This is a genomic window from Nocardia sp. CA-290969 (assembly GCF_050936135.1).
GTDB lineage: Bacteria > Actinomycetota > Actinomycetes > Mycobacteriales > Mycobacteriaceae > Nocardia.
Genome location: NZ_JBNJNJ010000001.1, coordinates 7,105,658 through 7,127,379 on the forward strand (window position 1 = coordinate 7,105,658; position 21,722 = coordinate 7,127,379).

Sequence of the window (21,722 nt, forward strand, 5' to 3'; positions counted from 1 at the left end):
GTAAGGTGGCGGCATGCGAGAAGAGAAAACAGCGACGCGTACCCGTACTCGCAACCCCCGCGGAGAGGGCGCCCGGTTACGCGACGAGATCGTGGCGGCGGCGGTCGAACTGCTCGACGAGACCGGCGAGGAAAGCGCCATCACCCTGCGCTCCGTCGCCCGCCGGGCCGGAATCGCCCCGCCCTCGATCTACCGGCATTTCCCGGACCAGCCGGCCATCATGCTCGCGGTCGTGCGCAACGCGTTCGACGAATTGGACGAACAGTTGCGCACCGCGTTGAACAGCACCGATGCACCCCGGGAACGACTACTGGCCGTCTGCGACTGTTACCTGGGCTTCGCCCGTGCCCGGCCCGGCCGCTACCGCGCGATGTTCGCCGGGGTGTGGATACCGGACCTCACCGCGGGCTCGGTGACCGTGAACGATATGGCCACGCTCGGCCAGGAGAGCCTGCGGCTGCTCGTCCAGGCTTTCGAGGGATGCGTCAGTGCCGGTCTGTCCTCGAGCACCGATATCGCGGCGGATACCGTCGCGTTGTGGCTCGGCCTGCACGGGCTCGCCCACCAGCGTATGGTTTCGCCCTCGTTCCCCTGGCCGCCGGATATCGCCGAGCGCCTCATCGCGACGCTCGCACACTTCACCGAAGAAGGGTGATCCGCGGGCCGCGGTACCGGAAAGCGGGTCAGAACCAGGTCGTGGGGCGGATGTAGTTCGCCAGATCCACCAGGGCATAACGGTGGCTGCGGCCGGGGGCCGAGCGGGCCAGGGTGCGCAGGCGCTTCTCCGTGCCGTCGCGTAGCGCGTTCTCGGTGAAGGCGACGCCCATGAGCGGGGGATTCGGTGCGGCCGGGGTTTTACCGGCCTCCAGCCAGGCCAGCGCGCTACCGAGGACGATGACCTGTAGCTGCACCGCGCGCCGCTCGTCCGGCGGGAACGTCTCGACCCGGGCGGCGGCCGCCCGCAGCGTGTCCTCGGCGAGTTGACCCACGGGTGCGCTGGTGAGCAGGAGCAGGACGGCGGTCATCCGGGCGGTGGTGTAGTACCGCGAGGACGCGGGGACTTCGTCCAGGGCGGTGACGGCTTCGGTGTACCGGCCGGTGGCCGACAGCAGCCGGGCCAGCCCGAAGGCGGCGCTCACCAGGCCGTGATCCGTGCGCCAGGTGATGGCGTAGAAGTTCTCGGCGTAGACGCGCCAGGCCTTGGTCTCGTCCGGATGCCAATGCTGGAGCACGAGTTCGGCGGTACCGGCGAGGGCGAGTTTGGGTGCCAGTTCGCCGGGAAGCACGCGCAGCACGGCATCGAAGGCGGAATAGGCTTTTTCGTAGTCGTTCTCGCGCAACCCCGCCATACCGGTGTACCAGTCGATCCGCCAATCCCGGCGACCCGCGGTGGGGATCGCGTCGAGCAGTTCGCCCGCGGCGCCCGCGCGGTCCAGGTCCAGCAGGATCCGGGCTTCGGCCAGCCGCAGCTCCAGTTCCAGGTTCTCCGGGGCGGCCGCCGGATCTCGCGCCAATTCCTCGCGGGCCTCGTGCAGGGCGGCCAGCGCCTGCTCCGGTTCGGCTTGCAGGATCTCCGACAGCCGGCGTGCGGCCGGATCGCCCGGCGCCGGCAGCGGGACCGGGAGCGCGGCGGCGATATCCGCGGCGGAGAGCGCGGTGTCGTGGTCGGCACCGTCGGCGTAGGCGTCGGTCTGCCCGATCAGCTGCTCGGTCCCGAACGCGGTGCGCTGTTTACCGAATACCACCGAGCGGTGCGGATGTTCGGCCCCGGTGTCCTGTGCGAGGATTTCGCGCAGGACACCGGCCAGCTGGTCGGCCATCGCGCCGGCAGAGGCGAACCTGCGGTCCGGATCGTGGTCGGTGGCGCACAGCAGCAGCCGGTGGAACGATTCGTATTCGGCCAGGACGGGCTCGTCCTCGGGCGTCGGCAGGCCGTCGCGGTAGGCACCGTGTTCGGTGGGGATCGCGAGGGTGAGTACGGCGAGCGTGCGGCCGACCGTGTAGATATCGGAGGCGACCGTCGGCCCGGTGCGGGCGATCTCGGGGGCTTGGAAACCCCTGGTGCCGTACAGGTTCCCGTAGGCCTCGATGGGGGCGACGGCGCCGAGATCGAGCAGTTTGACCTGATCCTCGGTGACCATGATGTTGTCGGGTTTCAGATCGTTGTAGGTGAGGCCGGTCGCGTGCAGATAGTCGAGGGCGGGCAGCACCTCGAGTACGTACGCGATCGCCTGCGCCACCGGGATCCGGCGGGGGGCCCGGTCGTCGAGCATACTGCGCAGCGACCGGCCGCCCACGTACTCCATGACGATGAACCCGATCGGCTCGCCGGCCGGCGTTTCGTGTTCGACGAAATTGTGGATCTTGACGATCCCGGGATGCGCGACCTCGGCGAGGAACTCCCGTTCGGCCACCGCGACGGCCTGGGCCTCGATATCGTCGGCGTGCAGCAGGCCTTTGAGCACCACCCAGCGGTCGCTGACATTGCGGTCGATGGCCAGGTATATCCAGCCCAGCCCGCCGTGCGCGAGACAACCCTGGATCTCGTACTGCCCGGCGACCATATCGCCGGGGCGCAGGCTCGGGCGGAAATCGAAGTTCGCCCCGCAATTCGCACAGGTTCCGCGGGTACGACCCGGACCGCTCGCACTCGACCGGCCGACCGGTTTCCCGCACCGCCAGCAGAACCGTTTCCCTTCGGCCACCACCGGGTCGGCCAATACCGCCCCCGCCGGATCGGCAGGTTCGATGGGGGGCACCTCGACCAGCCCGGCAACCAGTGTGCGCACGCTGGGCCGGGAACGTACGGTCCGGGTGCTGCGCCCGGTCCGGACCTGGGAGCCGCTGCCCCGGCCCGACGCGAGGCTGGTTCCGGCCCGCGGACCACTCGACGCTGTCGCGGTACCGGCCACCGCCGCGGTACCGGCGATCGCGGCGGTGCCGGGAAGTTCGCTCGCCCCGGGGGCAGGCATCGCCGTGGTGGCGCCGCCCGCATCCTCGTGCTGCAGGGCCGCGGACAACTCGGTGCCGGCGTCCTCGGCGCCGGGCCGGTTACCGGACTCGTTGGCGGCCACGGCGTTCAGTCCCGATAGGCCGGCGCCGGAGGCGGCGGGGTGGGTCCCAGAGCCGAGAGCCACTGGCCGTAGAGGCGGCTCCAGGTTCCGTCGGCGCGGATCCGGTCGAGCGTGCCGTTGACGAACCGCACCAGATCCTCGTCACCCTTCGGGATTCCGATGCCGTACGGCTCCTCGCTGATACTCGGGCCCACCAGATCGGTGTGCGGGTCCTGCGCCTTGAGCCCGGCCAGGATCGAATCGTCGGTGCTCACCGCGTCCACCTGCCGCTGTTGCAGGACCACCAGGCAATCCGCCCAGGTGGGGACGGTCAGGATGGACGCTTCGGGCTGGATCCGCCGGATATGTTCCAGCGATGTCGTGCTGCGAATGGTGCACACCCGTTTACCGGCGAGATCTTTCAGGCTCTCGATTCCGGAACCCTTGATCGCCAGCACCCGCTGATGCGCCTGCAGGTACACCGTCGAGAACGCCACCCGCTCCAAACGCGCGCACGTGACGGTCATGGTCTTCACCACCATATCGACCCGGCGGTCGATCAGCGCCGCCTCCCGTTCTTCCGAACCGAGGCTGCGGTATTCGATGCGATCCGGATCGCCGAACAGATCGCGCGCGACCTCGCGGGCGATATCGGCGTCGAATCCGACGATGACACCGCTGTTCGGGTCGCGGAAACTGAACAGGTTGCTGCCGGTGTCCAAGCCGACGACCAGCCGGCCGCGGGCGCGGATGCGGTTCAGGGCGGGTCCGGTCGCGGCCGGGCCGGCGGGGCGCAGGCTGGCGGTGGGGTCGCCGCAGTCCGGGTCGTCGGGAACCGGAACCGAGCTGTCGGAAGGTATCGCGGTCGCCTGTGCGGGTAGTGGTGGTTCGGCGTAGTCGCCGTGCGGGGTATCGCTGCGCGGGCCGGGTCCGGTGGCGCAGCCGGCCAGTAGCAGCGCCGTGCACACGATCAGGCCGCGCACCGGCCAGGAGTGGTTACCGCGCGGTGGCGGGGCGGCTCGCCGTATCCGGTACCGCGGCACCGCCGGTCGGCGCGGAGTGCGCACAGGTCTCATCGGTACTCCCGCAGTCTCGGCCAGATTCCGAATGCGATATACGCCGCGGCCGCGATACCGAGGATAACCGCGCCGGGCGCCAGATAGTCGAGTACCCGGGCACTGTGGAAAATATTGCTGCGCAGCGTGTCCCGGGTCTCGGTAATGCCCGCGGCCAGGGCTTTGTCCAGCGCTTCCACGTGGACCGTGGCGTTTTCCGCGCCCGGTCCGGTGGCGATGGTGGCGGCGCGGGCGAATTCGCCGCGGTTGAGGGTGTCGTTCATCCGCTGATGCGCGGCCAGCCAGTGCAGCAGGGCGGCGCGGGCGTCGGTGGTCGCGCGGTCGGTATGCCCGGCGAGGAGTTCGTTGAGCCGGGTGATATTCGCGTCGAAGGTGTGGTCGTAATCGCCGGTGGTGTCGCGGCGCACCAGTTTCAGCGTTTCCGCCGAGCGGGCCTGCTGCGCCAGGATCCGGCTCTCGGTGAGCCGGGCGGCCGGCTCCGTACCTTCGGAACGGCCGCTGGACATCGCCGCCGCCGACACCGAACCGGCGATCACGGTCCACAGCAGCAGGATCAGCACCGCCCCCGAGGCCAGCAGCAGCCCGGGATTGAACGTGCGGTGCCAGCGCCGGGCCAGCAGCCGCTGCGCCCAGACCAGCGTGCCCAGCGCCACCACCAGCAGCATGATCGCCGGCCACGGCGGTCGGACATGGCGGTCCTGCGCGCTGTCCACGGCGTCGGCCCGCCGGACGTAGAGCTGCTCGGCCATCGGCAGCAGATCGCTCTGCATCTGATGCGACGCCTCACTCAGATATGCGGCGCCCACCGGATGGCCTTCGCGGTTGTTCGCCCGCGCCGTCTCCACCAGGCCCGAATACACCGGCAATCCGGACCCGATACCCATCCGCTGCTGATTGTCCTCGGTGCCTTCGCCGGAGAGGGTCACCAGTTCGGCGCCCGCCTCACCCAGCGCTTGGCTGTAGCGGTCGCGTACCTGCTGCGGTTCCAGGCCGCCGGAGATGAATGCCGTGGCGGCGGCCGCGTCCGCGACCGAGAGCGAGGTGTAGAGGCGGTGCGCGGCATTGGCGTCGGGTTCGGTGCCGGCGAGCAGGATGTCGAGGTCGCGCTGGCGATCGTGCACGGTCGCCGCGGTGAGCGCCCCCGAGCCGAGGCAGAGTACGGCCAGCAGCAGTCCGATTCCGATCAGCCGGCCCGGTGAGGATTGCGCGAACAGGCGTAGGCGCGCGGGATCCAGCCATTTCCACGCCGTTTCGACCCGGGTGCGCACGAGGCCGGTCCACCCGGGCGCGGGCGTGGGCGCCGGTTCCGGCTGGGCCGGTTCGGGTTCGGAGATCACCCGATCCACCGCCGACCGCGTCATGTCCACCCTCCAACTCTGGGCGCCGTGTGCGCTGTATCGCTGCGCGGTCCGTGGGCGATTCCGCTCACCCCGCGCTCCTGAGCGTATTCGGTATTGTGCACGCCCGCGCCCCGACTGCGACAACGCCCATCTCCGCGAGCGCACGACTGCCCCGCCGTGAGCGGAAGGACGACCCCGCCGCGAGCGGCACCACGACCCGCCGCGAGCAGCGCGACCCCCTCGTCGCGAGCGGTACCGGACCACCGCCGCGAGCGGGTACGGCAGGATGGAGGGAACGGTCGACGAGGACGGTGCGAGATGCGCGGTGATGGAGACGGGTGGGCGGTGAGCCCCGGTGGGGTACGGCACTGGGGGAAATTCGGCGCGGCCGGGCTGCTGCTGCGCGCGCCGCTCGGCACCGGTGGCGCGGCCGTATTACTGCAGCACCGGGCGCTGTGGAGTCATGAGGGTGGTACCTGGGCGCTGCCCGGTGGCGCCCGCGACAGTGACGAAACCGCGGTGCACACCGCCGTCCGCGAGGCCGACGAGGAGGCCGGGATCAAGGCCGCCGATATCCAGGTGCGCGCCGAACGGGTCACCGCCGTCGCCCCCAGCGGCTGGACCTACACCACCGTGATCGCCGACGCCGGCAAACCCCTGCCCGTCCGCCCCAATATGGAAAGCGTGGAACTGGCCTGGGTCCCCGAGGACGAGGTGGATCAGCGGCCGCTGCACGCCGCGTTCGCCGTCGCCTGGCCCGGGCTGCGGGCGACGTTCGCCCGGATGGACACCAGTGAATGCGGGCAGGCGGACGCCGCCGAACTGGCCGCGACCCTGCCACGCACCATCGATCTGGGTGCGGAATTCGTCTGGCTGCACGCCGACCCGGCGGTTCCGGGGGAGCGGGCCGTCCTGCTGGACCCCCCGTACCCGCCCGAGCAGCCCGACGACGGGGAATCGGCGGTGGCCGCGGCCGCGGTCGCCGCGTCCGGTGATCCGGCCGCAGGCCCGGGGGCGGCACTGTCCGCGGAAGCCCGGGTCCTGGGAATTCCGCGCAGCTGGGTGCTGGGCGGCTGATGGCGGCGGGAGACGGGAGGCCGTTCGTCCTGCTCTCGGTCGCCATGAGTGTCGACGGATATATCGACGACACCGCCGCGGAGCGGCTGCTGCTGTCGAACGAGGCCGATTTCGACCGGGTCGACGAACTCCGGGCCTGGTCGGACGCGATTCTGGTCGGGGCGGAAACGGTGCGCCGCGACAACCCGCGGCTGCTCGTCAAGGCCGAGACCCGCCGCCGGGCCCGGCTCGCCGAAGGCAGACCCGCGTATCCCCGGAAGGTCACCGTGACCGCGGCCGGGAATCTGGATCCGGATGCCCGGTTCTGGCACCACGGCACCGCCGACCACCCCCCGCTCGTGTACACCACCGACACCGGCGCCCGGCGGCTCGCCGAACGGTTCGGCGCGCCCGCCGAGATAGTCGCGCTCGGCCCGGAACTCGAATTCGGCGCCCTGCTCGACGATCTCGGTGCCCGCGGTATCGGCCGGTTGATGGTCGAGGGCGGCGGCCGTATCCATACGGCTTTCCTGTCGGCCGGCCTGGCCGACGAACTCCACCTCGCCATCGGCCCCACCCTGGTCGGCGACCCGCAGGCCCCGCGTTTCCTGCATCCGGCCCCATTCCCGGGCGGCTCCACCCACCGCATGCGGCTCCTCGGGACCACCCAGCTCGGCGATGTGGCAGTGTTGCGTTATCGACCCCGGGAGTCCGATGCCTGAACCGCACCACCATCACTGGATGAATCGGGCCATCGAACTGGCCCGCCGGAGCCCACCGGCGCCGGGCGCGTTCTCCGTGGGCGCGGTGATCGTCGCCGACGGCACCGAACTGGCCACCGGCTACTCCCGCGAAGCCGATCCCAAGAACCACGCCGAGGAAGCCGCCCTGGCCAAGCTCGACCCCGCCGACCCCCGGCTCCGCCGCGCCACCCTCTACAGCACCCTCGAACCGTGTTCGGAACGGGCCACGAAGAGCCGTCCCCCGTGCACCGACCGCGTCCTCGCCGCCGGTATCCCCACCGTGGTCATCGCCTGGCGCGAACCCGCCACCTTCGTCGCGAACTGCGTAGGTGTGGAGAAGCTGGAACAGCACGGCGTGCGTGTGGTGGAACTACCGGAGCTGGCCGAGGCCGCGATGTCCATGAACCGCCACCTCGATCTCTCCTGAATCGCCGGTACCCGGCCTGCCGGGCCGTGCCGGGAGATCAGCGTGAGCATGACGGACCGAAAAGGGCCTTCAGTTCGCCCATCAGCGCCGGTGACGTGGTGACCCGGAACCGCGGATCGAGCGCGAGCAGCTGTGGTCCGCGCGCTCCGATCAGAGTGATCCGGACCTCGGTCGGCCCCGGATGACGTTGCAGAGTGTCCCGCAGTGCACCCACCGATCGTGGCGTACAGGCGGCGGTGGTCAGGGTGAGTGTCAGCGGCGCCCCGGCCCCGCCGGCGGTGAGTCCGGGGTCGCGGACGCGATCGCCGAGCACCGACTGCCTGCCCTCCCGGATGCTGACCTGTGCGTCGATCACCACGACGGAGTCCTCGGTGAGCAGGGCGGCGGCAGCGGAGTACGCGGCCGGAAAGAACAGGATCTCGACCCCGGCTTCCAGATCCTCGAGGCGCACGATCGCCCAGGATTCACCTTTCTTGGTGATACGCCGGTCGACGGCGGCGATGATGCCGGCCACCGCGAACTTCCGGCCGTGCGGGATCAGCCCGTCCCGCAGCGCGGCGATCGGAGTGTCGCCGGCCGTGCTCAGTGCGGGCGCGATGTCGTCCAGCGGATGACCGGACACGTAGAGACCAAGCATTTCGCGTTCGTACCCGAGCCGTTCCCGGGGCTCCCATTCCAGATCGGGTACGGGGATCTCGAAAACGGAGGCATCGGCGTCCGGGTCGGTGTGCTCGCCGGCGAACAGGTCGAATTGGCCGCGTGCGGCGGCTTTCTTGGTGTTCATCACGGCATCGACGGCGTCACCGTGGATCGTGTACAGGCCCTTGCGCGGATGGCCCAGCGAATCGAAAGCCCCGGCCTTGATCAGGGACTCGACCACCTTCTTCGTGCACGCGCTTGCGTCGACCTTGGCGAGATAGTCGGAGAAACCGGTGAATTTCGCCGGCCCGCGCGCCCGGACCACGGCTTGTACCACCGGCTCGCCGACATTGCGCACGGCACCGAGGCCGAAGCGGATATCGGCGCCGACGCTGGTGAAGGTGGCCACGGACTGGTTCACGTCCGGCGGCAGCACCCGGATTCCGCGTTTACGGCAGTCGGCGAGGTAGATCGCGGATTTGTCCTTGTCGTCGCCGACCGAGGTGAGTAGTGCGGCCATGAATTCCGCTGGGTGATTCGCCTTCAGATAGGCGGTCCAGTACATCACCAGGCTGTATCCGGCGGCGTGGGATTTGTTGTAGGCGTAGCCGGCGAAGGGCAGCACCGCCTCCCACAGCGCGGTCACCGCTTCGTCGCGGTAACCGTTGGCGCGCATACCGTTGCGGAAGTTCTCGAATTCCATGGCCAGCACTTCCGGCTTCTTCTTGCCCATGGCGCGGCGCAGCAGATCGGCCTGGCCCAGCGAGTATCCGGCCACCTGCTGCGCGATCTGCATGATCTGTTCCTGATAGACGATCAGCGCGTAGGTTTCGGCGAGAATCTCGCGCAGCGGCTCGTCCAGTTCGGGGTGGATCGGTGTCACCGCTTCCCGGCCGTTCTTGCGGTCGGCATAGGCCCAGTGCGCGCCCACACCCATCGGCCCGGGCCGGTACAGGGCGTTGGAGGCCACCAGATCGTTGAACTCCGTCGGCGCCATCCGCAGCAGCAGTTCCCGCATACCGGCCGAATCCATTTGGAAAACACCGAGGTTGTCGCCGCGGGCGAGCATGGCGTAGGTGGCCTCGTCGTCCAGCCCGAGGGTGTCGAGGTCGATTTCGATACCCCGGTTGGTGCGGAGATTGTCGAGACAGTCGCCGATCACGGTGAGCGTTCGCAAGCCGAGAAAGTCCATTTTGAGCAGGCCGATGGCCTCGCACGAAGGGTAGTCCCAGCCGGTGATGACGGCGCCGTCCTGCGGGCGCTTCCACAGCGGCACCACATCGAGCAGCGGTTCGCTGGACAGAATCACCGCGCAGGCATGGACACCCGCCCCGCGGACCATCCCCTCCAGACCTACGGCGGTGTCGTAGATCCGGCGGACGTCGGGATCGGTGTCCATGAGCGCCCGGACCTCCGCGGCCTCGCCGTAGCGTTCATGGCCCGGGTCGGTGATGCCCGCGACCGAGATATCCTTCGCGGCGACCGCCGGCGGTAACGCCTTGGTGATGCGGTCCGCGACGGCGAACCCGGGCTGACCGAACTGCACCCGTGCGGCGTCTTTGATAGCGGCCTTGGTCTTGATCGTGCCGAAGGTGATCACCTGGGCGACTTTGTCCGCGCCCCAGCGTTCGGTGGCGTAGCGGATCATCTCGCCGCGGCGGCGGTCGTCGAAGTCGATATCGATATCCGGTGCGGACGGCCGCTCCGGGTTGAGGAAACGTTCGAACAGCAACCCGTGCTCGATCGGGTCGATATTGGTGATGGCCAGCGCGTACGCCACGAGCGATCCGGCCGCCGAACCCCGTCCGGGTCCCACCCGGATTCCCGCGCGGCGCGCATAGGCGATGAGGTCGCCGACCACCAGGAAGTAGGCGGGAAAACCTTTGTCGCGGACGATATCGAGCTCGAAATCCGCGCGCCGGCGGTACGTATCGGGTACGCCCCCGGGAAAGCGCCAGCGCAAGCCCGCCGTCACCTCCCGGCGTAACCAGCTGTCCTCGGTATGCCCCTCGGGCACCGGGAACACCGGCATCCGGTCGCGGAACTCCCACACCGCGTCGTAGGGCTCGATCCGGTCGGCCACCGCGAGCGTGGCGTCACATGCGCCGGGTACCTCGTCGTCCCAGAGGGTGCGCATCTCCGCCGGCGATTTCAGGTAGTAGCCGTCGCCGTCGAAACGGAACCGCGTGGGATCGGACAGCGTTTTCCCGGTCTGCACACACAGCATCGCCTCGTGCGCGGCCGCCTGCTGTCGTAGCACATAGTGACAGTCGTTGGTGGCCAGCGCCGTCAGCCCGGCCTTCCGCCCGACGGCGAGTAGATCCGCCCGGACCCGGCGTTCGATCGCGAGCCCGTGGTCCATCACCTCGAGCAGGAAATTCTCCCGGCCGAAGATATCGCGCCAGCGGCCCGCTGCTTCGCAGGCGGCATCGAATTGCCCCAGCCGCAAACGTGTCTGGACCTCCCCGGACGGGCAGCCGGTGGTGGCGATCAAACCCTCGGCGTGTTCGGCGATCAGCTCGGCGTCCATCCGCGGCCATTTCCCCAGCTGTCCCTCGAACGATGCCCGCGACGACAACCGGAACAGGTTGCGCAGCCCGGTGGCATTGCGCGCGAGGAGCGTCATGTGCAGGTAGGCACCGGAACCGGAGACGTCATCGGACTTCTGCGACGGGTCACCCCACCGGACCCGTTTCGCCGAAAACCTCGACTCCGGCGCGATATACGCCTCGATTCCGATGATCGGCTTCACCCCGGACTGCCGGGACCGCCGGAAGAACTCCGCCGCGCCGTACATATTGCCGTGATCGGTCATCCCGACAGCCGGCATGCCGAGCCGTTCGGCCTCGGCGAACAGCAGATCGACCTTCGCCAGACCGTCGAGCATCGAATACTCGGTGTGGTTGTGCAGATGCACGAAAGAAGCGTTCGTCATCGGTGAACCCCGTCGAGCCGTATCCGGGCCGCCCGGTTGTCCAGCCGGAGCGGCCGATAAGGTTGTTTCGGCACATATGACCAGGTGAAATGCAATAGGTCGAACAATCGACACGAAGGCTGGAACAACCGATGGGTGTATCGCGAGGTGAGTCGGGCGACCTCGACCTGGCGGCGGTGCGGGCGTTCGTCGCCGTCGCCGACGAAGGTCAGTTCAGCGCGGCTGCGGCGCTGCTCGGGATCAGCCAGCAGGCAGTGTCCAAACGTATCGCGCGACTGGAGAGGCAGTTCGGCCTCGAGTTGTTCGACCGGGTGCCCACCGGCGCCGCACCCACCGCGGCCGCCGCCCGGTTCCTGCCGCACGCGCGGTCGCTGCTGGCGGTCGCCGACGAAGCCGTGGCCAGGGTGCTACGACAACCGCGGCCGCTGCGGGTAGCGGTGCTGGGGGAGCGCGCGACCGAAATGCGGGCTATGCGTTACTACCTCGGCCGGCATCCCGGCCGCGATACCGAGATCGTGCTGACCAATCCGTTCGTCACCTCCCGCGACGCTCTGGTGGCCGGGCGGGTAGACGCGGCCTTCGCCCGCGCATACGGCGGCCCCCGCGCCCTGCCGGCGCGGATAGCGGCGGCCCCGTTCCACCTGGACCCGCTGCATCTGCTGGTCGGCAAGGATCATCCGCTTGCCGGGCGCGCGGCGGTTCCACTCACCGAACTCGCCGGGGTGACGGTGTGGGTGCCCGGGACCTCGGTGGAGTCGGAATGGGCCGACTATTACCGCGAACTGAGCCGGTACAGCGGGGTCGTGATCGACAGCCGCCGGCGGGCGGAACTGTTCCCCGATATCCCCGCCGGCCGTGGGCCGGCTCCGATCGAGATGCTGATCGAGCACATCGCCGGTTCGGACTCGCTCGCGACGTTCAGCGCCGAGGGTTTCGAATCCCCGTGGCATCCGAATATCCGCCGGGTGCCCGTTGTCGACCCGACTCCGGCGTACCCGCACGCGCTGCTGTGGGACGCCGGTGATCCACATCCTGGTGTCGCGGGTCTGGTCGCCTATTTCCGGGACAATTTCAACCGCGATATCGCGCGCGATTGCTGGATACCGGACAGCGACAGAGCGCTGTTCATGTCCTGAACGGGTTCGGTCCCACGGCTTCCCGATGCGGGGATGCCCACACCGGGGATAGGCGGCGTGGCGTCGTAGCTCGATTCGCCCGTAGCCGGCGGGCATGGGCTCGGCGCTGTTCGGCGGCACCGGGGCGACAGTGTTCCCACGCTGTCCGCGCTGGGCAGGCTGCCGGCCGGGGCAGGGCGTTGCGTATCACCAATGTCGGGAATGTCCGATACTCGATGGCATCTGTGATGGTCGAATACCGGTATGCGCCGGTATCGGGTGAGTGCGTTCGTGAGGTGTTGATGGGGTTCGGACGCTCGTCGACCGGCGGTGCCGGCAACGACACGGCGCGGGTGCCCGGATGACGACGCGTGCCGAACTGACGGTCGAGCTGATTCCGCCGCCTGCCGCGCGGCCGGCCGCTGTCGCCGTCATCGAGAGTGTCGAGGAGAGCATCCAGGGACAGGTCATGTTGCTGGCGACCAGCGATACGACCTACGACCCGGATCTCGTGGGCTGGCTGCACAACCAGGGGCTGCTTGCCCCGAAGGGTCTCGCCGAGCCGGCGGGTGAATCGGTGATGGCCGACGACTACGGAACGCATCGCAGTCTGATCGAGGACCACACCGAGGAGATGCGCCGCCGCAACGATTCGGTGAACAGTTCCGCCTTCGCGGCCTTCGACACCACCAATCGGACCTTTCAGTCGATCACCGGCAAGGTCGATTCGCTCAACACCCGGATGGCGCAGGCGCCTGGTCCGAGCGAAGGTGAGCAGTACATGCCGCTCAGGCAGCACCGGGTGATCTGATCATCTTCGATTGGCAGGGCGACGGCACCCCCGATCACATCGGGATCGTGGAATCGGTGCGCGGCGGCACCATCACCACCATCGAGGGAAACTCCAGTGATCGACTGCAGCGCAACAACTACCAGCTCGGCAACTCGGATCTGGTGGGCGTGGTGAAACCGCCGCCGAGTTCCGCCGCCACGGCGAGCTGACGGTTCTGTCAGCGCAGCCGGGCTTCGAATCCGTCGAGAACGACGCCGAGCTGCCGTTCGAATCTCGGGTCGCCGTCATCGCGGAGATGTCCGGCGCCTTGACCAGTTCGGCGCCTTCGCCGAGCCAGGCGTCGCGTTCGGTGCGCGAGTAGCGCGCGGGGTCGGCGCGCGCCGACTGGCTGCGCTCCTGCTCCTCGATGACGAAGCCGACCACGAAGGCGGTGATCAGGTCGAGGGTGTCGTCCGCTTGGGGCCTTCACGTCGAGCCGGGACGCGAGGGCGCGGACGGTGAGGGCGTCCATGCCCTGTTCGTCGAGCAGTTCGAGGGCCGCCGTCACGATCCGGTGATTCCTTTGCCACAGTTGACACCTTAACAAAGTTAAGGCACTGTTGGCGGCAGCAGAAATTAACTTAGTTAAGGAGACAGGCCATGCGTGCTGCAGTCGTCGAAACCGCCGGCGCCACACCGGTTTGTGCGGAGTTCCCGGATCCGGACCAACAGCCGGGCCGGGTGCCGCTGAGGCTCGTGGGCGCCGGGTTGCACCACGTCGTCCGCGGGATGGCCGCCGGTCGCCATTACGGCGGCGGCGGGGTGTATCCCCTCGTGCCCGGTGTCGATGCGGTGGCCCGGACCGGCGACGGGCGGCTGGTGTACACGGGACTCGCCCGGGCGCCGTGGGGCACCATGGCCGAACGGCTGGTCACGGCGTTCGAGGTGGAGTTGCCCGCGGGGGCGGATCCGCTCGCGGTCGCCGCCGGTATGAATCCCGCCATGTCGGGGTGGATGCCGCTGGTCGCCCGGCGCGCGGAGGCGGGCGAACTCGGCACCGTGCTGGTGCTCGGCGCGACCGGCGCATCCGGCGGTCTCGCGGTGCGGGCTGCGCTGTCGCTCGGCGCGAAACAGGTCGTCGCGGTCGGGCGTGACCGCGACGCGCTGGAACGGCTGAACGGCCCGGGCGTGGTGACCGTCGCGCTCGCATCGGACGCACCCGGCACCTGGCCGGCCGCGCTCGGTGCGGCAGTCGCCGAGGCACCACCCGACCTTGTCCTCGACTACGTGTGGGGTCCGGTCGCCGAGGCTGCCTTCGCCGCGTTGGGAAAGTCCGGTCGGCACGACGACGGTGCGGCGGTCGACTACGTGCAGATCGGCTCGCTCGCCGGAGCGGAGGCGGTGCTGCCCGCGGCGCTACTGCGCAGCCGGCGGATCCGGGTCAGCGGTAGTGGCATGGGCTCGGTCTCGAAACAGCAGATGGTCGCCGAGTTCCCCGATATCCTCGCGCGGTTCGCCGACGGCACCTTCGACGCGCCCTACACCAGCTACCCGCTCAGCCGCGTCGGCGACGCCTGGGCGCATCAGGGACGCACCCGGGCGGTCGTCGTCCCGGACTGACCGGAGAGTGTTCCGTCCGGAGTGCTAAGCGGACGTGATCCGGTAGATCCGCAGATCCTCCGGGACCCCGCTCAGCGGTGCCGCGAAGAAGCTGCGGCGGTAGGGGCGGGCGGTGTGACCGAGTTCTTCGAGGGTTTCCGGCGCCAGCGCGGCGAGGGTGGATTCGGAGATCATCATCCGGCCGTTGCCCGCCGCTTCCATCACCCGGGCGGCGATGGTGACATCGACGCCGAGCCAGTCGCCGCCGATTTCGCGGGGGGTGCCGGTGTGCAGGCCGATCCGCATCCGGGGCTGATAGCTGCCCACCGTGATACCGGCGAGGTTGCGGCGGGCCGCGAGCGCGGCTTCGACCGCGCGGTCGGCCGAAGGGAAGACCGCCATCACGCCGTCGCCCATCCGTTTGACGACTTGGCCGCCGCGTTCGGAGATGGGCGGTTCGATAGCCCGGGCGACCTTGCGCAGCAGGTCGAGGGTGGCTTCGTCACCGGCGGTGAGCGACCAGGACGAGAACGCGACCAGGTCGGTGAACATCACGGTGATTTCCTGGGTGCCTTTACCGCGACCCATCCGTTCGAGCACGGCCTGCCATACCTGCAGCGCACCGAAGCCGATTTCGCGGGCGGCGCTGGGGCTGTCACCGACCAGTCGGTCCGCGGCGCGGGCAACGGCGCGGGCGCCGCCGGGGCCGGTGACCGAGAGCGGATCGCCGAAGGCCGGGTCGCCGGGGAGCTGGTGCCGGGCCTTACGCAGGACCTCGACGACGTCGGGGCGGTTGTTGGCGGCATGCATGAACGCGGAGAGCGGGCCGATCCGGGCGCGGGTGGTGGCGCCGGTGTTCGTGTCCGGGGAAGGCTCAGGGGTGACGCCCCGCTCGCGGCGGCCGTCCCGGCGCTCGGAGCTCGTCTCGTCGCTCTCGTGGACGGGGGTCAGTTCGATCGTGGGGCCCTCGCCGGCGCCGGGCCGGGCGACGCGGTCTACCTCCGGCTCCGGTGCTGCGCTGCCGGAGGGTTTGTCGTTCACGCCCCGAGGGTATCTCAGGGGGTCGGACATGGGTGGAGTGCTGAGAATGGTCACCTGTCACCTCTCTATCGGAGGAGTGCGGCACGCCGTTGGGTCCGCCGATGGAAAACGTGTGGTGCCTGACCTCGTTGGTCCTGAGTCCGATGGTAGCCAGCGGCCGGGGGCCGGAGGTGAACTCCCGGTTACCGAAAATCGGCGTTCGCCGTCGCGCGGTATCGATGATCAGGACGAACGTCCAAGTTGTGATTACGACCACCGGCCCGGCGCGTGGCGCCGGGCCGGTGGTAGACACCCCGGCGGCCGGGCAGTGGCCGCCGAGGCGCGGGGTGCGCGAATACTCCCGACAAGGTCGCGCACCCGATACCCGAGCGGCGAGGGAAGCGGCTCGGGCGGCTCGCGGTCAGGCGTCGCGCCGGTTGACCACCACCAACGCGATACCGGCGACGACGGCGGCGAAGGCGATGAAGTAGGCGAGACTGCCCCACACACCCCAATGCCAGTTCGCCGAGGACATCGTGGCGTCCATCGTCGCGAAACGGCTCGCGTTCTGGAACGGCAAGAACGCGCTGATCTCACGTCCCACCTTACCCAGTGCGCCGACCAGGGGTTCTATGATCAATTGCCACAAAACGATCAAGGATATCGCCGCGGCGGATTGCCGGACCAGCACGCCGATCGCGACGGCCAGCACCACATTGAGGAACGCCAGGATCGGTACCGCGTACAGCGCCCGCCAATTGCCGTCCAGCACCAGCGTCGTCCCCGCATCCCCGGCCACCGCCTTGGCGACGGCGTAGGCCGCGAAGGCCAGAACCGTGGTCAGCACCGCGGCGTAGATGCCGACCAGGCCTGCTTTCGCGCCGATCACCATCGTCCGGTTGGGTACGGCCTGGAAGGTCGTCCGGATGATGCCGAACCGGTATTCGCTGGTCACGGTGAGGGTGGCCATGATGGCCAGGACCAGCACCCCGAAGCCGTTGATCCCGAGGAACGCGGTATCGACCGTCAGCGCGGGGGCGCCGGAGGCCTGCGGGTCGTCGGCGGCGATCCGGCCGATCAGGCCGAACAGCGCGGCGAACCCGACGGCCAGCGCCACCACGATCACCGAGCACCACCACGGTGAACGGGTGGAGGTGAGTTTGATCCGCTCGGCGGCGATCACACCCATTACTTCGTACCTCCCGTGATCAGCGGTTCGGTTCCCGCCGGCTGTGCCATCACGACGGTGGCGTCCGCCGGCGACCCGATCTCGCCGTGATACTGGACGTCGCCGCCGGTCATCCGCATGAACGCTTCCTCGAGCGAGCCGCGCTGCGGGGCCAGCTCGTGCAGGACGATGTGGTGTTCGCCGGCCAGCGTGCCGACGGCATCGCTGGTGACCCCGTTCACGATGAGTGCGGCCCCGTCGGCGTTGCCATCGTTCTCCTTCACCGTCATGCCGTGCGAGGTGAGCAGGCTGCGCAGCTCGTCGAGCTGCGGGCTGCGCACCCGCACCGAGGACTCCGAGGCGCGTTCGATGAATTCCGAGGTGGTGGAATCGGAGATGAGCCGGCCCCGGCCGATCACCACCAGATGGTCGGCGGTCTGCGACATCTCCGAGAGCAGATGGCTCGACACCAGCACGGTGCGGCCCTCACCGGCCAGCCGCTGCATGAACCGGCGGATCCACAGGATGCCCTCCGGGTCCAGGCCGTTCACGGGTTCGTCGAACAGCAGGACCTTCGGGTCGCCGAGCAGCGCCCCCGCCAGGCCCAGCCGCTGCGACATACCCAGCGAGAACCCGCCCGCGGATTTCCCGGCCACCTCCGAGAGGCCGACCAGCCGCAGTACTTCCTCGACCCGCGATTTCGGCAGCCCGTTGGAGGCGGCCATCCATTCCAGGTGGGCGCGCGCGGAGCGGTTGGGATGCACCCATTTGGCGTCGAGCAGCGCCCCCACCTCGCGCAGCGGGTGTTTCAGCTCGGCATACGGCTTACCGTCGATCAGTGCGGTGCCCGCGGTGGGCCGGTCCAGGCCCAGGATCATCCGCATGGTGGTGGATTTACCGGCGCCGTTGGGTCCGAGGAAACCGGTGACCTGTCCCGGTCGAACGGTGAAGGTCAGGTCCTGGACCGCGACGGTCTGCCCGTAATGCTTGGTCAAGCCCCGGACTTCGATCATGCCGACCAGCATGCCTTATGACTGTCGCCCGCGCGTCGCCCGATGGTCGTGAGTCCGGGTCATCCTCGAGGATGAGGTGTCCCCGAGCCGCGACCCGTCTTAGAGCCCCGGTGACGACGCCTGCGCCCAGAAGCGTTTCGGTATCCGGCCCGCCTCGCGTGCCCGGTATCCGGCCCGGACGGCGTCCGACATGGCGGCGGCCATGAGCGCCGGGTTGCGCGCGCGGGTGACGGCGGTGGCGAGCAGGACGGCCGAACAGCCGAGTTCCATGGCGAGGGCGGCGTCGCTGGCGGTGCCGATACCGGCGTCGAGGATCACCGGGACCCCCGCGCGGCTCACGATCATCTCGATATTGTGCGGATTACCGATACCGAGCCCGGTGCCGATCGGTGCGCCGAGCGGCATCACCGCCGCGCAGCCCGCATCCTCGAGCCGCCGCGCCAGAGCCGGATCGTCGTTCGTGTAGGGCAGCACCGTGAAACCGGCGTCTACCAGCTGTTCGGCCGCGTCGAGGAGTTCGATGGGGTCGGGCAGCAGGGTGCGCTCGTCGGCGATCACCTCGAGTTTCACCCAGTTGGTGCCGAGCGCTTCGGCCGCGAGCTGGGCGGTGAGCACGGCTTCGGCCGCGGTGCGGCAGCCGGCGGTATTGGGCAGCGGCGCGATATCGAGCCGTTTCAGCAGGTCGAGCACGCCGGTGCCGCCCGCCGAATCCACCCGGCGCATGGCGACGGTGGTCAGCTCGGTACCGGAAGCCACCAGGGCTTCCTCCAGGACGGTCAGATTCTCCGCCCCGCCGGTGCCCATGATCAGCCGGGAGCCGAAGGTGCGGCCGGCGATCCGCAGCGGTTCGTCAGCCACCCTGGACCGCCGTCAGCACGTCGATCTGCCAGCCGCGGCCGACCGGTTCGTCCCAGCGCGATTTCGGGAACACCGCGCCGTCGACCGCCAGCGCCACACCCTGGCACGGCAGGTCCAGCCGTTCCAGCAGTTCCCGGACGCTGAGCGGGCCGGCGAATTCGTGCTCGGTCCCGTTCACCGTGACCCCGATCGGTGCTGCCGAGCCCGCGACCGGCGATCCCGATGCTGATGACACTGTCATCGATTACCTCCTGAAAATGTGGCCGCACCGAACCGGCGCGGATCGGCCGCCGCGACCTCGGCCAGCGGCTGCCCACCGAGTTCGGCGACGACGGCATCGGCCGTGAGCGCACTGGTCAGCATGCCATTGCGGCCGTGGCCGGTGGCGGCGATCACCCGGTCGGACAGACGCCCGATCAGTGGGAGATTATCCGGGGTGCCCGGACGTGATCCCGCACTCGCCTCGGCCAGCTCGTACTCCCCGATACCGGGCAGCACGGTTTCGGCGTCGGCGATGAGGTCGCGGACCCCGGCGACGGTGACGGCGGTATCGAAACCCGCTTCGTACTGCGTGGCGCCCACCACGACACCGTCGTCGCGTGGCACGAAGTACACGGGCCGCCCGTGGACCCGGGCCCGCACCACGCGGGTGGGCGGTGGTTGCGTGCCCGGCCGCTGCCGCAGCCGCAGGATCTCGCCCTTCACCGGCCGGACCGGGAGCCCCGGCCACAGTGCCGCCGAGGCGGCTCCGGCGGCGAGCACGATCCGGTCGTGCCCGAGTTCGGCCAGATCGCGCACTCGGTCCGGCCGCACGGTGACCCCGGCTTCATCGGCGGCCTTGCGCAGCGCGGTGACCAGCCTGCGGTTGTCGACGGCGGGTTCGGCCGCCGCGACCAACCCGGCCCGCACGGTGCGCGCCAGCGCCGGTTCCAGCGCCCGCACCCCGGCACGGTCCAGCAAGCGCAGATCGTGCCCGTGCCCGTTCACCCAGTCGGCGATGGTGCGCAGGTCCGCGGCGTCCGCACCATCCTGGGCGATGGTCAGCGTTTCGCCGGCCACGAAGACATCCACCCCGGTGGCCGCCGCGAGCCGGGTCGCGAAATCGGGCCAGGCAGCCAGCGCCGCGGCCCCGAAGGCGAGAACCTCGTCTTCCCCGGGCCAGCCTTCGGACAACGGTGCGAGCATCCCACCGGCGACCCATGAGGCGCCGCTGCCGACAGCCGGATCGAACAGGGTGACCGACCAGCCGGCCTCCGCGGCCCGCCACGCCGCCGCCAGCCCGATCACACCGCCGCCTACCACGGCGACAGTCGAGCCGGGGGTCCGTTCCGGCACGGTCATCCTCGCCACCTCCTGTGGGGCATCGGTTCGACGGGACATGAGTTCGGCGTCAGGGGCGACGGCCGGCCCGCCCGGTTGCGGGACCCGGTACGGATTCTGTGGTCACGAGCGTCCCGCCGGTCCGACCCGCGCACCCCGGGCGGGTATCGCGAATTCACCGGCGCCGCGCCGGTTGTATCGGGCCCGTCGCGCCCGCCGCAGCGCCCGCGACGGGAGCGCGGATGTTCGCACTACGTTCCACCTCCTGCAACATTTCCACGTTAGCGCGGTTACGGTGGCAGATGTGCAACCGTCCTCCGCTCGCCGACAGCTCCCGCCGCGCGATCGTCTCGCGACCGCCCGGCTGTACCTGTGCACCGACGCCCGTCGTGACAAGGGTGATCTGGCAGCGTTCGCGGACGCGGCGCTGGCCGGTGGTGTCGACATCATCCAGCTACGCGACAAGGGCTCGCCCGGGGAGCAGCGGTTCGGTCCGCTGGAAGCCAAGGGTGAACTCGCCGCACTCGCCGAACTACGGGCCGCCACCCGCCGCCACGGCGCGCTGCTGGCGGTGAACGACCGGGCGGATATCGCCCTGGCCGCGGCCGCCGATGTGCTGCATCTGGGCCAGCAGGATCTGCCGCCCTGGTACGCCCGCCGGATCTTGGGCCCGGATGTGGTGATCGGCCGGTCCACTCACGATCGTGAACAGGCCCGGCTTGCCGCCGCCGACGAACACCTCGACTACTTCTGCACCGGACCGGTATGGGCGACCCCCACTAAACCGGGCCGTGAACCCGCCGGCCTGGAACTGGTGCGCGAAACCGCCGCTGCCGAGCCGACCCGCCCCTGGTTCGCCATCGGCGGTATCGACGGGTCGACCCTGCCCGAGGTCATGGCCGCCGGTGCCGAGCGTGTGGTGGTGGTACGGGCGATCACCGCGGCCGACGATCCGGAGGCGGCCGCCCGGGACCTGAAGTCCGCGCTCCTGGCCGGCTGAACCCACTGGAGGACGCGCCGATCCTGCCCGGCGCAGAGGAGCAGGACCGGCGTGCCGCCGGGTTCCGGAGACCGAATCCGCCGACGGGCGGACGATTCGCCGGACACCACTTTCGTAACTGCCCCACCGCACGGCGGGGGAAACCTCACGGCCACAATCGGCTCCTCCCGGCCTATGACAATCGGCACGGTCAGCCCACGACGCACGGATGAGGTGCCGGTGGAGCGCACCGCGACTGTGGATTTCTGCCGGAAACACCAGCGCAGCCGGCTGGGGCGCGGCCCGATTCCCGGCGCGAGTGGTGCGGCGTAACCGACTGTTCGCCGCCACCGGCAGGCCTGCGCCGGGCGCGCGCCGCGGAACGCGGGGGCTGGTTGTAGTACCTGCGAAGGCTTCAGAGGATCCAGAGCACGGCGCCCACCGCGGCGAGTACCGCGCAGACGCCGAGGCTGATCGCGAGTGGGCGGGTGGTTTTCCAGGTGGTGTAGGCGCCGCCGATCAGGAATCCGGCGAGGGCGAACAGGAGTACTGCGGCGACATCTGTGGACACGGAATCCCATTGTGCCTGGTCGGCCCGGGTGTGCAGCG

At 69.6% G+C, this 21,722-nt stretch carries 21 protein-coding genes; 9 read left to right on the plus strand and 12 right to left on the minus strand.

Features of this window, described 5'->3' with window-relative positions; translation table 11 throughout:
• Positions 1-13 precede the first annotated feature (13 nt).
• Positions 14-655: a TetR/AcrR family transcriptional regulator gene (locus tag ACQEVO_RS32565; RefSeq protein ID WP_432920398.1), complete on the plus strand. Its 642-nt coding sequence runs from the start codon at positions 14-16 to the stop codon at positions 653-655.
• Positions 656-683: 28 nt separating this feature from the next.
• Here the strand turns inward: ACQEVO_RS32565 and ACQEVO_RS32570 are convergent, their stop codons facing one another.
• Genes ACQEVO_RS32570 through ACQEVO_RS32580 form a run of 3 tightly spaced genes read right to left on the minus strand, consistent with a single transcriptional unit; the run spans position 684 to position 5,490 of the window.
• Entirely contained in the window at positions 684-3,074 is a 2,391-nt protein-coding gene (locus tag ACQEVO_RS32570) for a tetratricopeptide repeat protein (protein WP_432920401.1), read from the minus strand.
• Between the two features lie 5 nt (positions 3,075-3,079).
• Positions 3,080-4,129, minus strand: coding sequence for a glutamate ABC transporter substrate-binding protein (locus ACQEVO_RS32575; RefSeq protein ID WP_432920404.1), 1,050 nt, complete (start codon positions 4,127-4,129; stop codon positions 3,080-3,082).
• Positions 4,126-5,490: a hypothetical protein gene (locus ACQEVO_RS32580; protein WP_432920407.1), complete on the minus strand. Its 1,365-nt coding sequence runs from the start codon at positions 5,488-5,490 to the stop codon at positions 4,126-4,128. Before ACQEVO_RS32580 ends, ACQEVO_RS32575 begins: the two co-directional genes overlap by 4 nt.
• 297 nt (positions 5,491-5,787) lie before the next feature.
• Here ACQEVO_RS32580 and ACQEVO_RS32585 point away from each other — a divergent pair, with 297 nt between their 5' ends.
• Genes ACQEVO_RS32585 through ACQEVO_RS32595 form a run of 3 tightly spaced genes read left to right on the plus strand, consistent with a single transcriptional unit; the run spans position 5,788 to position 7,695 of the window.
• Positions 5,788-6,546, plus strand: a complete 759-nt coding sequence (locus tag ACQEVO_RS32585) for an NUDIX hydrolase (protein WP_432920410.1) — start codon at positions 5,788-5,790, stop codon at positions 6,544-6,546.
• Positions 6,546-7,247, plus strand: a complete 702-nt coding sequence (locus tag ACQEVO_RS32590; protein WP_432920413.1) for a RibD family protein — start codon at positions 6,546-6,548, stop codon at positions 7,245-7,247. Before ACQEVO_RS32585 ends, ACQEVO_RS32590 begins: the two co-directional genes overlap by 1 nt.
• Positions 7,248-7,266: 19 nt before the next feature.
• Positions 7,267-7,695 carry a deaminase gene (locus tag ACQEVO_RS32595; RefSeq protein ID WP_432920416.1) on the plus strand — a complete coding sequence of 143 codons (429 nt, stop codon included), beginning with the start codon at positions 7,267-7,269 and terminating at the stop codon, positions 7,693-7,695.
• 37 nt (positions 7,696-7,732) lie between these two features.
• Here the strand turns inward: ACQEVO_RS32595 and dnaE are convergent, their stop codons facing one another.
• On the minus strand, positions 7,733-11,269 hold the full coding sequence (dnaE, locus tag ACQEVO_RS32600) for a DNA polymerase III subunit alpha (RefSeq protein WP_432920419.1): 3,537 nt from the start codon (positions 11,267-11,269) through the stop codon (positions 7,733-7,735).
• A 131-nt stretch (positions 11,270-11,400) separates the two neighbouring features.
• On the opposite strand from dnaE, the gene ACQEVO_RS32605 reads away from it, so the two are divergent.
• The 3 genes from ACQEVO_RS32605 (at position 11,401) to ACQEVO_RS32615 (ending at position 13,386) form a co-directional block, all read left to right on the plus strand.
• Complete coding sequence (locus ACQEVO_RS32605; protein WP_432920422.1) at positions 11,401-12,405, plus strand: LysR family transcriptional regulator; 1,005 nt, start codon at positions 11,401-11,403, stop codon at positions 12,403-12,405.
• A gap of 340 nt (positions 12,406-12,745) precedes the next feature.
• The gene (locus tag ACQEVO_RS32610) at positions 12,746-13,195 is read left to right on the plus strand and encodes a hypothetical protein (RefSeq protein WP_432920425.1); all 450 of its coding nucleotides are present in this window, start codon (positions 12,746-12,748) and stop codon (positions 13,193-13,195) included.
• 47 nt (positions 13,196-13,242) lie between these two features.
• Positions 13,243-13,386: a hypothetical protein gene (locus ACQEVO_RS32615; protein WP_432920428.1), complete on the plus strand. Its 144-nt coding sequence runs from the start codon at positions 13,243-13,245 to the stop codon at positions 13,384-13,386.
• A gap of 8 nt (positions 13,387-13,394) precedes the next feature.
• Here ACQEVO_RS32615 and ACQEVO_RS32620 read toward each other — a convergent pair whose 3' ends face one another.
• Complete coding sequence (locus tag ACQEVO_RS32620; protein WP_432920431.1) at positions 13,395-13,853, minus strand: TetR family transcriptional regulator; 459 nt, start codon at positions 13,851-13,853, stop codon at positions 13,395-13,397.
• Between ACQEVO_RS32620 and ACQEVO_RS32625 the strand changes: the two genes are divergently transcribed.
• Positions 13,817-14,776 (plus strand): zinc-binding alcohol dehydrogenase family protein, encoded by a 960-nt coding sequence (locus ACQEVO_RS32625; protein ID WP_432920434.1) that lies wholly within the window; start codon positions 13,817-13,819, stop codon positions 14,774-14,776. The genes ACQEVO_RS32620 and ACQEVO_RS32625 overlap by 37 nt on opposite strands.
• Before the next feature lie 24 nt (positions 14,777-14,800).
• On the opposite strand, the gene ACQEVO_RS32630 is transcribed toward ACQEVO_RS32625, so the two are convergent.
• The 6 genes from ACQEVO_RS32630 to thiO all read right to left on the minus strand — a co-directional run bounded on the left by ACQEVO_RS32630 (position 14,801) and on the right by thiO (position 20,155).
• Positions 14,801-15,565: an adenylate/guanylate cyclase domain-containing protein gene (locus tag ACQEVO_RS32630; RefSeq protein ID WP_432923251.1), complete on the minus strand. Its 765-nt coding sequence runs from the start codon at positions 15,563-15,565 to the stop codon at positions 14,801-14,803.
• Positions 15,566-16,196: 631 nt separating this feature from the next.
• Complete coding sequence (locus ACQEVO_RS32635) at positions 16,197-16,964, minus strand: ABC transporter permease (protein WP_432920437.1); 768 nt, start codon at positions 16,962-16,964, stop codon at positions 16,197-16,199.
• Positions 16,964-17,956: an ABC transporter ATP-binding protein gene (locus ACQEVO_RS32640; RefSeq protein ID WP_432920439.1), complete on the minus strand. Its 993-nt coding sequence runs from the start codon at positions 17,954-17,956 to the stop codon at positions 16,964-16,966. The genes ACQEVO_RS32635 and ACQEVO_RS32640 overlap by 1 nt, the downstream gene beginning before the upstream one ends.
• Before the next feature lie 99 nt (positions 17,957-18,055).
• On the minus strand, positions 18,056-18,814 hold the full coding sequence (locus ACQEVO_RS32645) for a thiazole synthase (RefSeq protein WP_432920442.1): 759 nt from the start codon (positions 18,812-18,814) through the stop codon (positions 18,056-18,058).
• Positions 18,807-19,055 carry a sulfur carrier protein ThiS gene (thiS, locus tag ACQEVO_RS32650; RefSeq protein WP_432920445.1) on the minus strand — a complete coding sequence of 83 codons (249 nt, stop codon included), beginning with the start codon at positions 19,053-19,055 and terminating at the stop codon, positions 18,807-18,809. The genes ACQEVO_RS32645 and thiS overlap by 8 nt, the downstream gene beginning before the upstream one ends.
• A complete protein-coding gene (thiO, locus tag ACQEVO_RS32655; RefSeq protein WP_432920448.1) occupies positions 19,052-20,155 on the minus strand; it encodes a glycine oxidase ThiO in 1,104 nt (367 codons plus the stop codon). The genes thiS and thiO overlap by 4 nt, the downstream gene beginning before the upstream one ends.
• Positions 20,156-20,438: 283 nt before the next feature.
• On the opposite strand from thiO, the gene thiE reads away from it, so the two are divergent.
• Positions 20,439-21,134, plus strand: coding sequence for a thiamine phosphate synthase (gene thiE / locus ACQEVO_RS32660; RefSeq protein WP_432920451.1), 696 nt, complete (start codon positions 20,439-20,441; stop codon positions 21,132-21,134).
• Between the two features lie 394 nt (positions 21,135-21,528).
• Here thiE and ACQEVO_RS32665 read toward each other — a convergent pair whose 3' ends face one another.
• A complete protein-coding gene (locus ACQEVO_RS32665) occupies positions 21,529-21,684 on the minus strand; it encodes a hypothetical protein (RefSeq protein ID WP_432920454.1) in 156 nt (51 codons plus the stop codon).
• Positions 21,685-21,722: the final 38 nt, after the last annotated feature.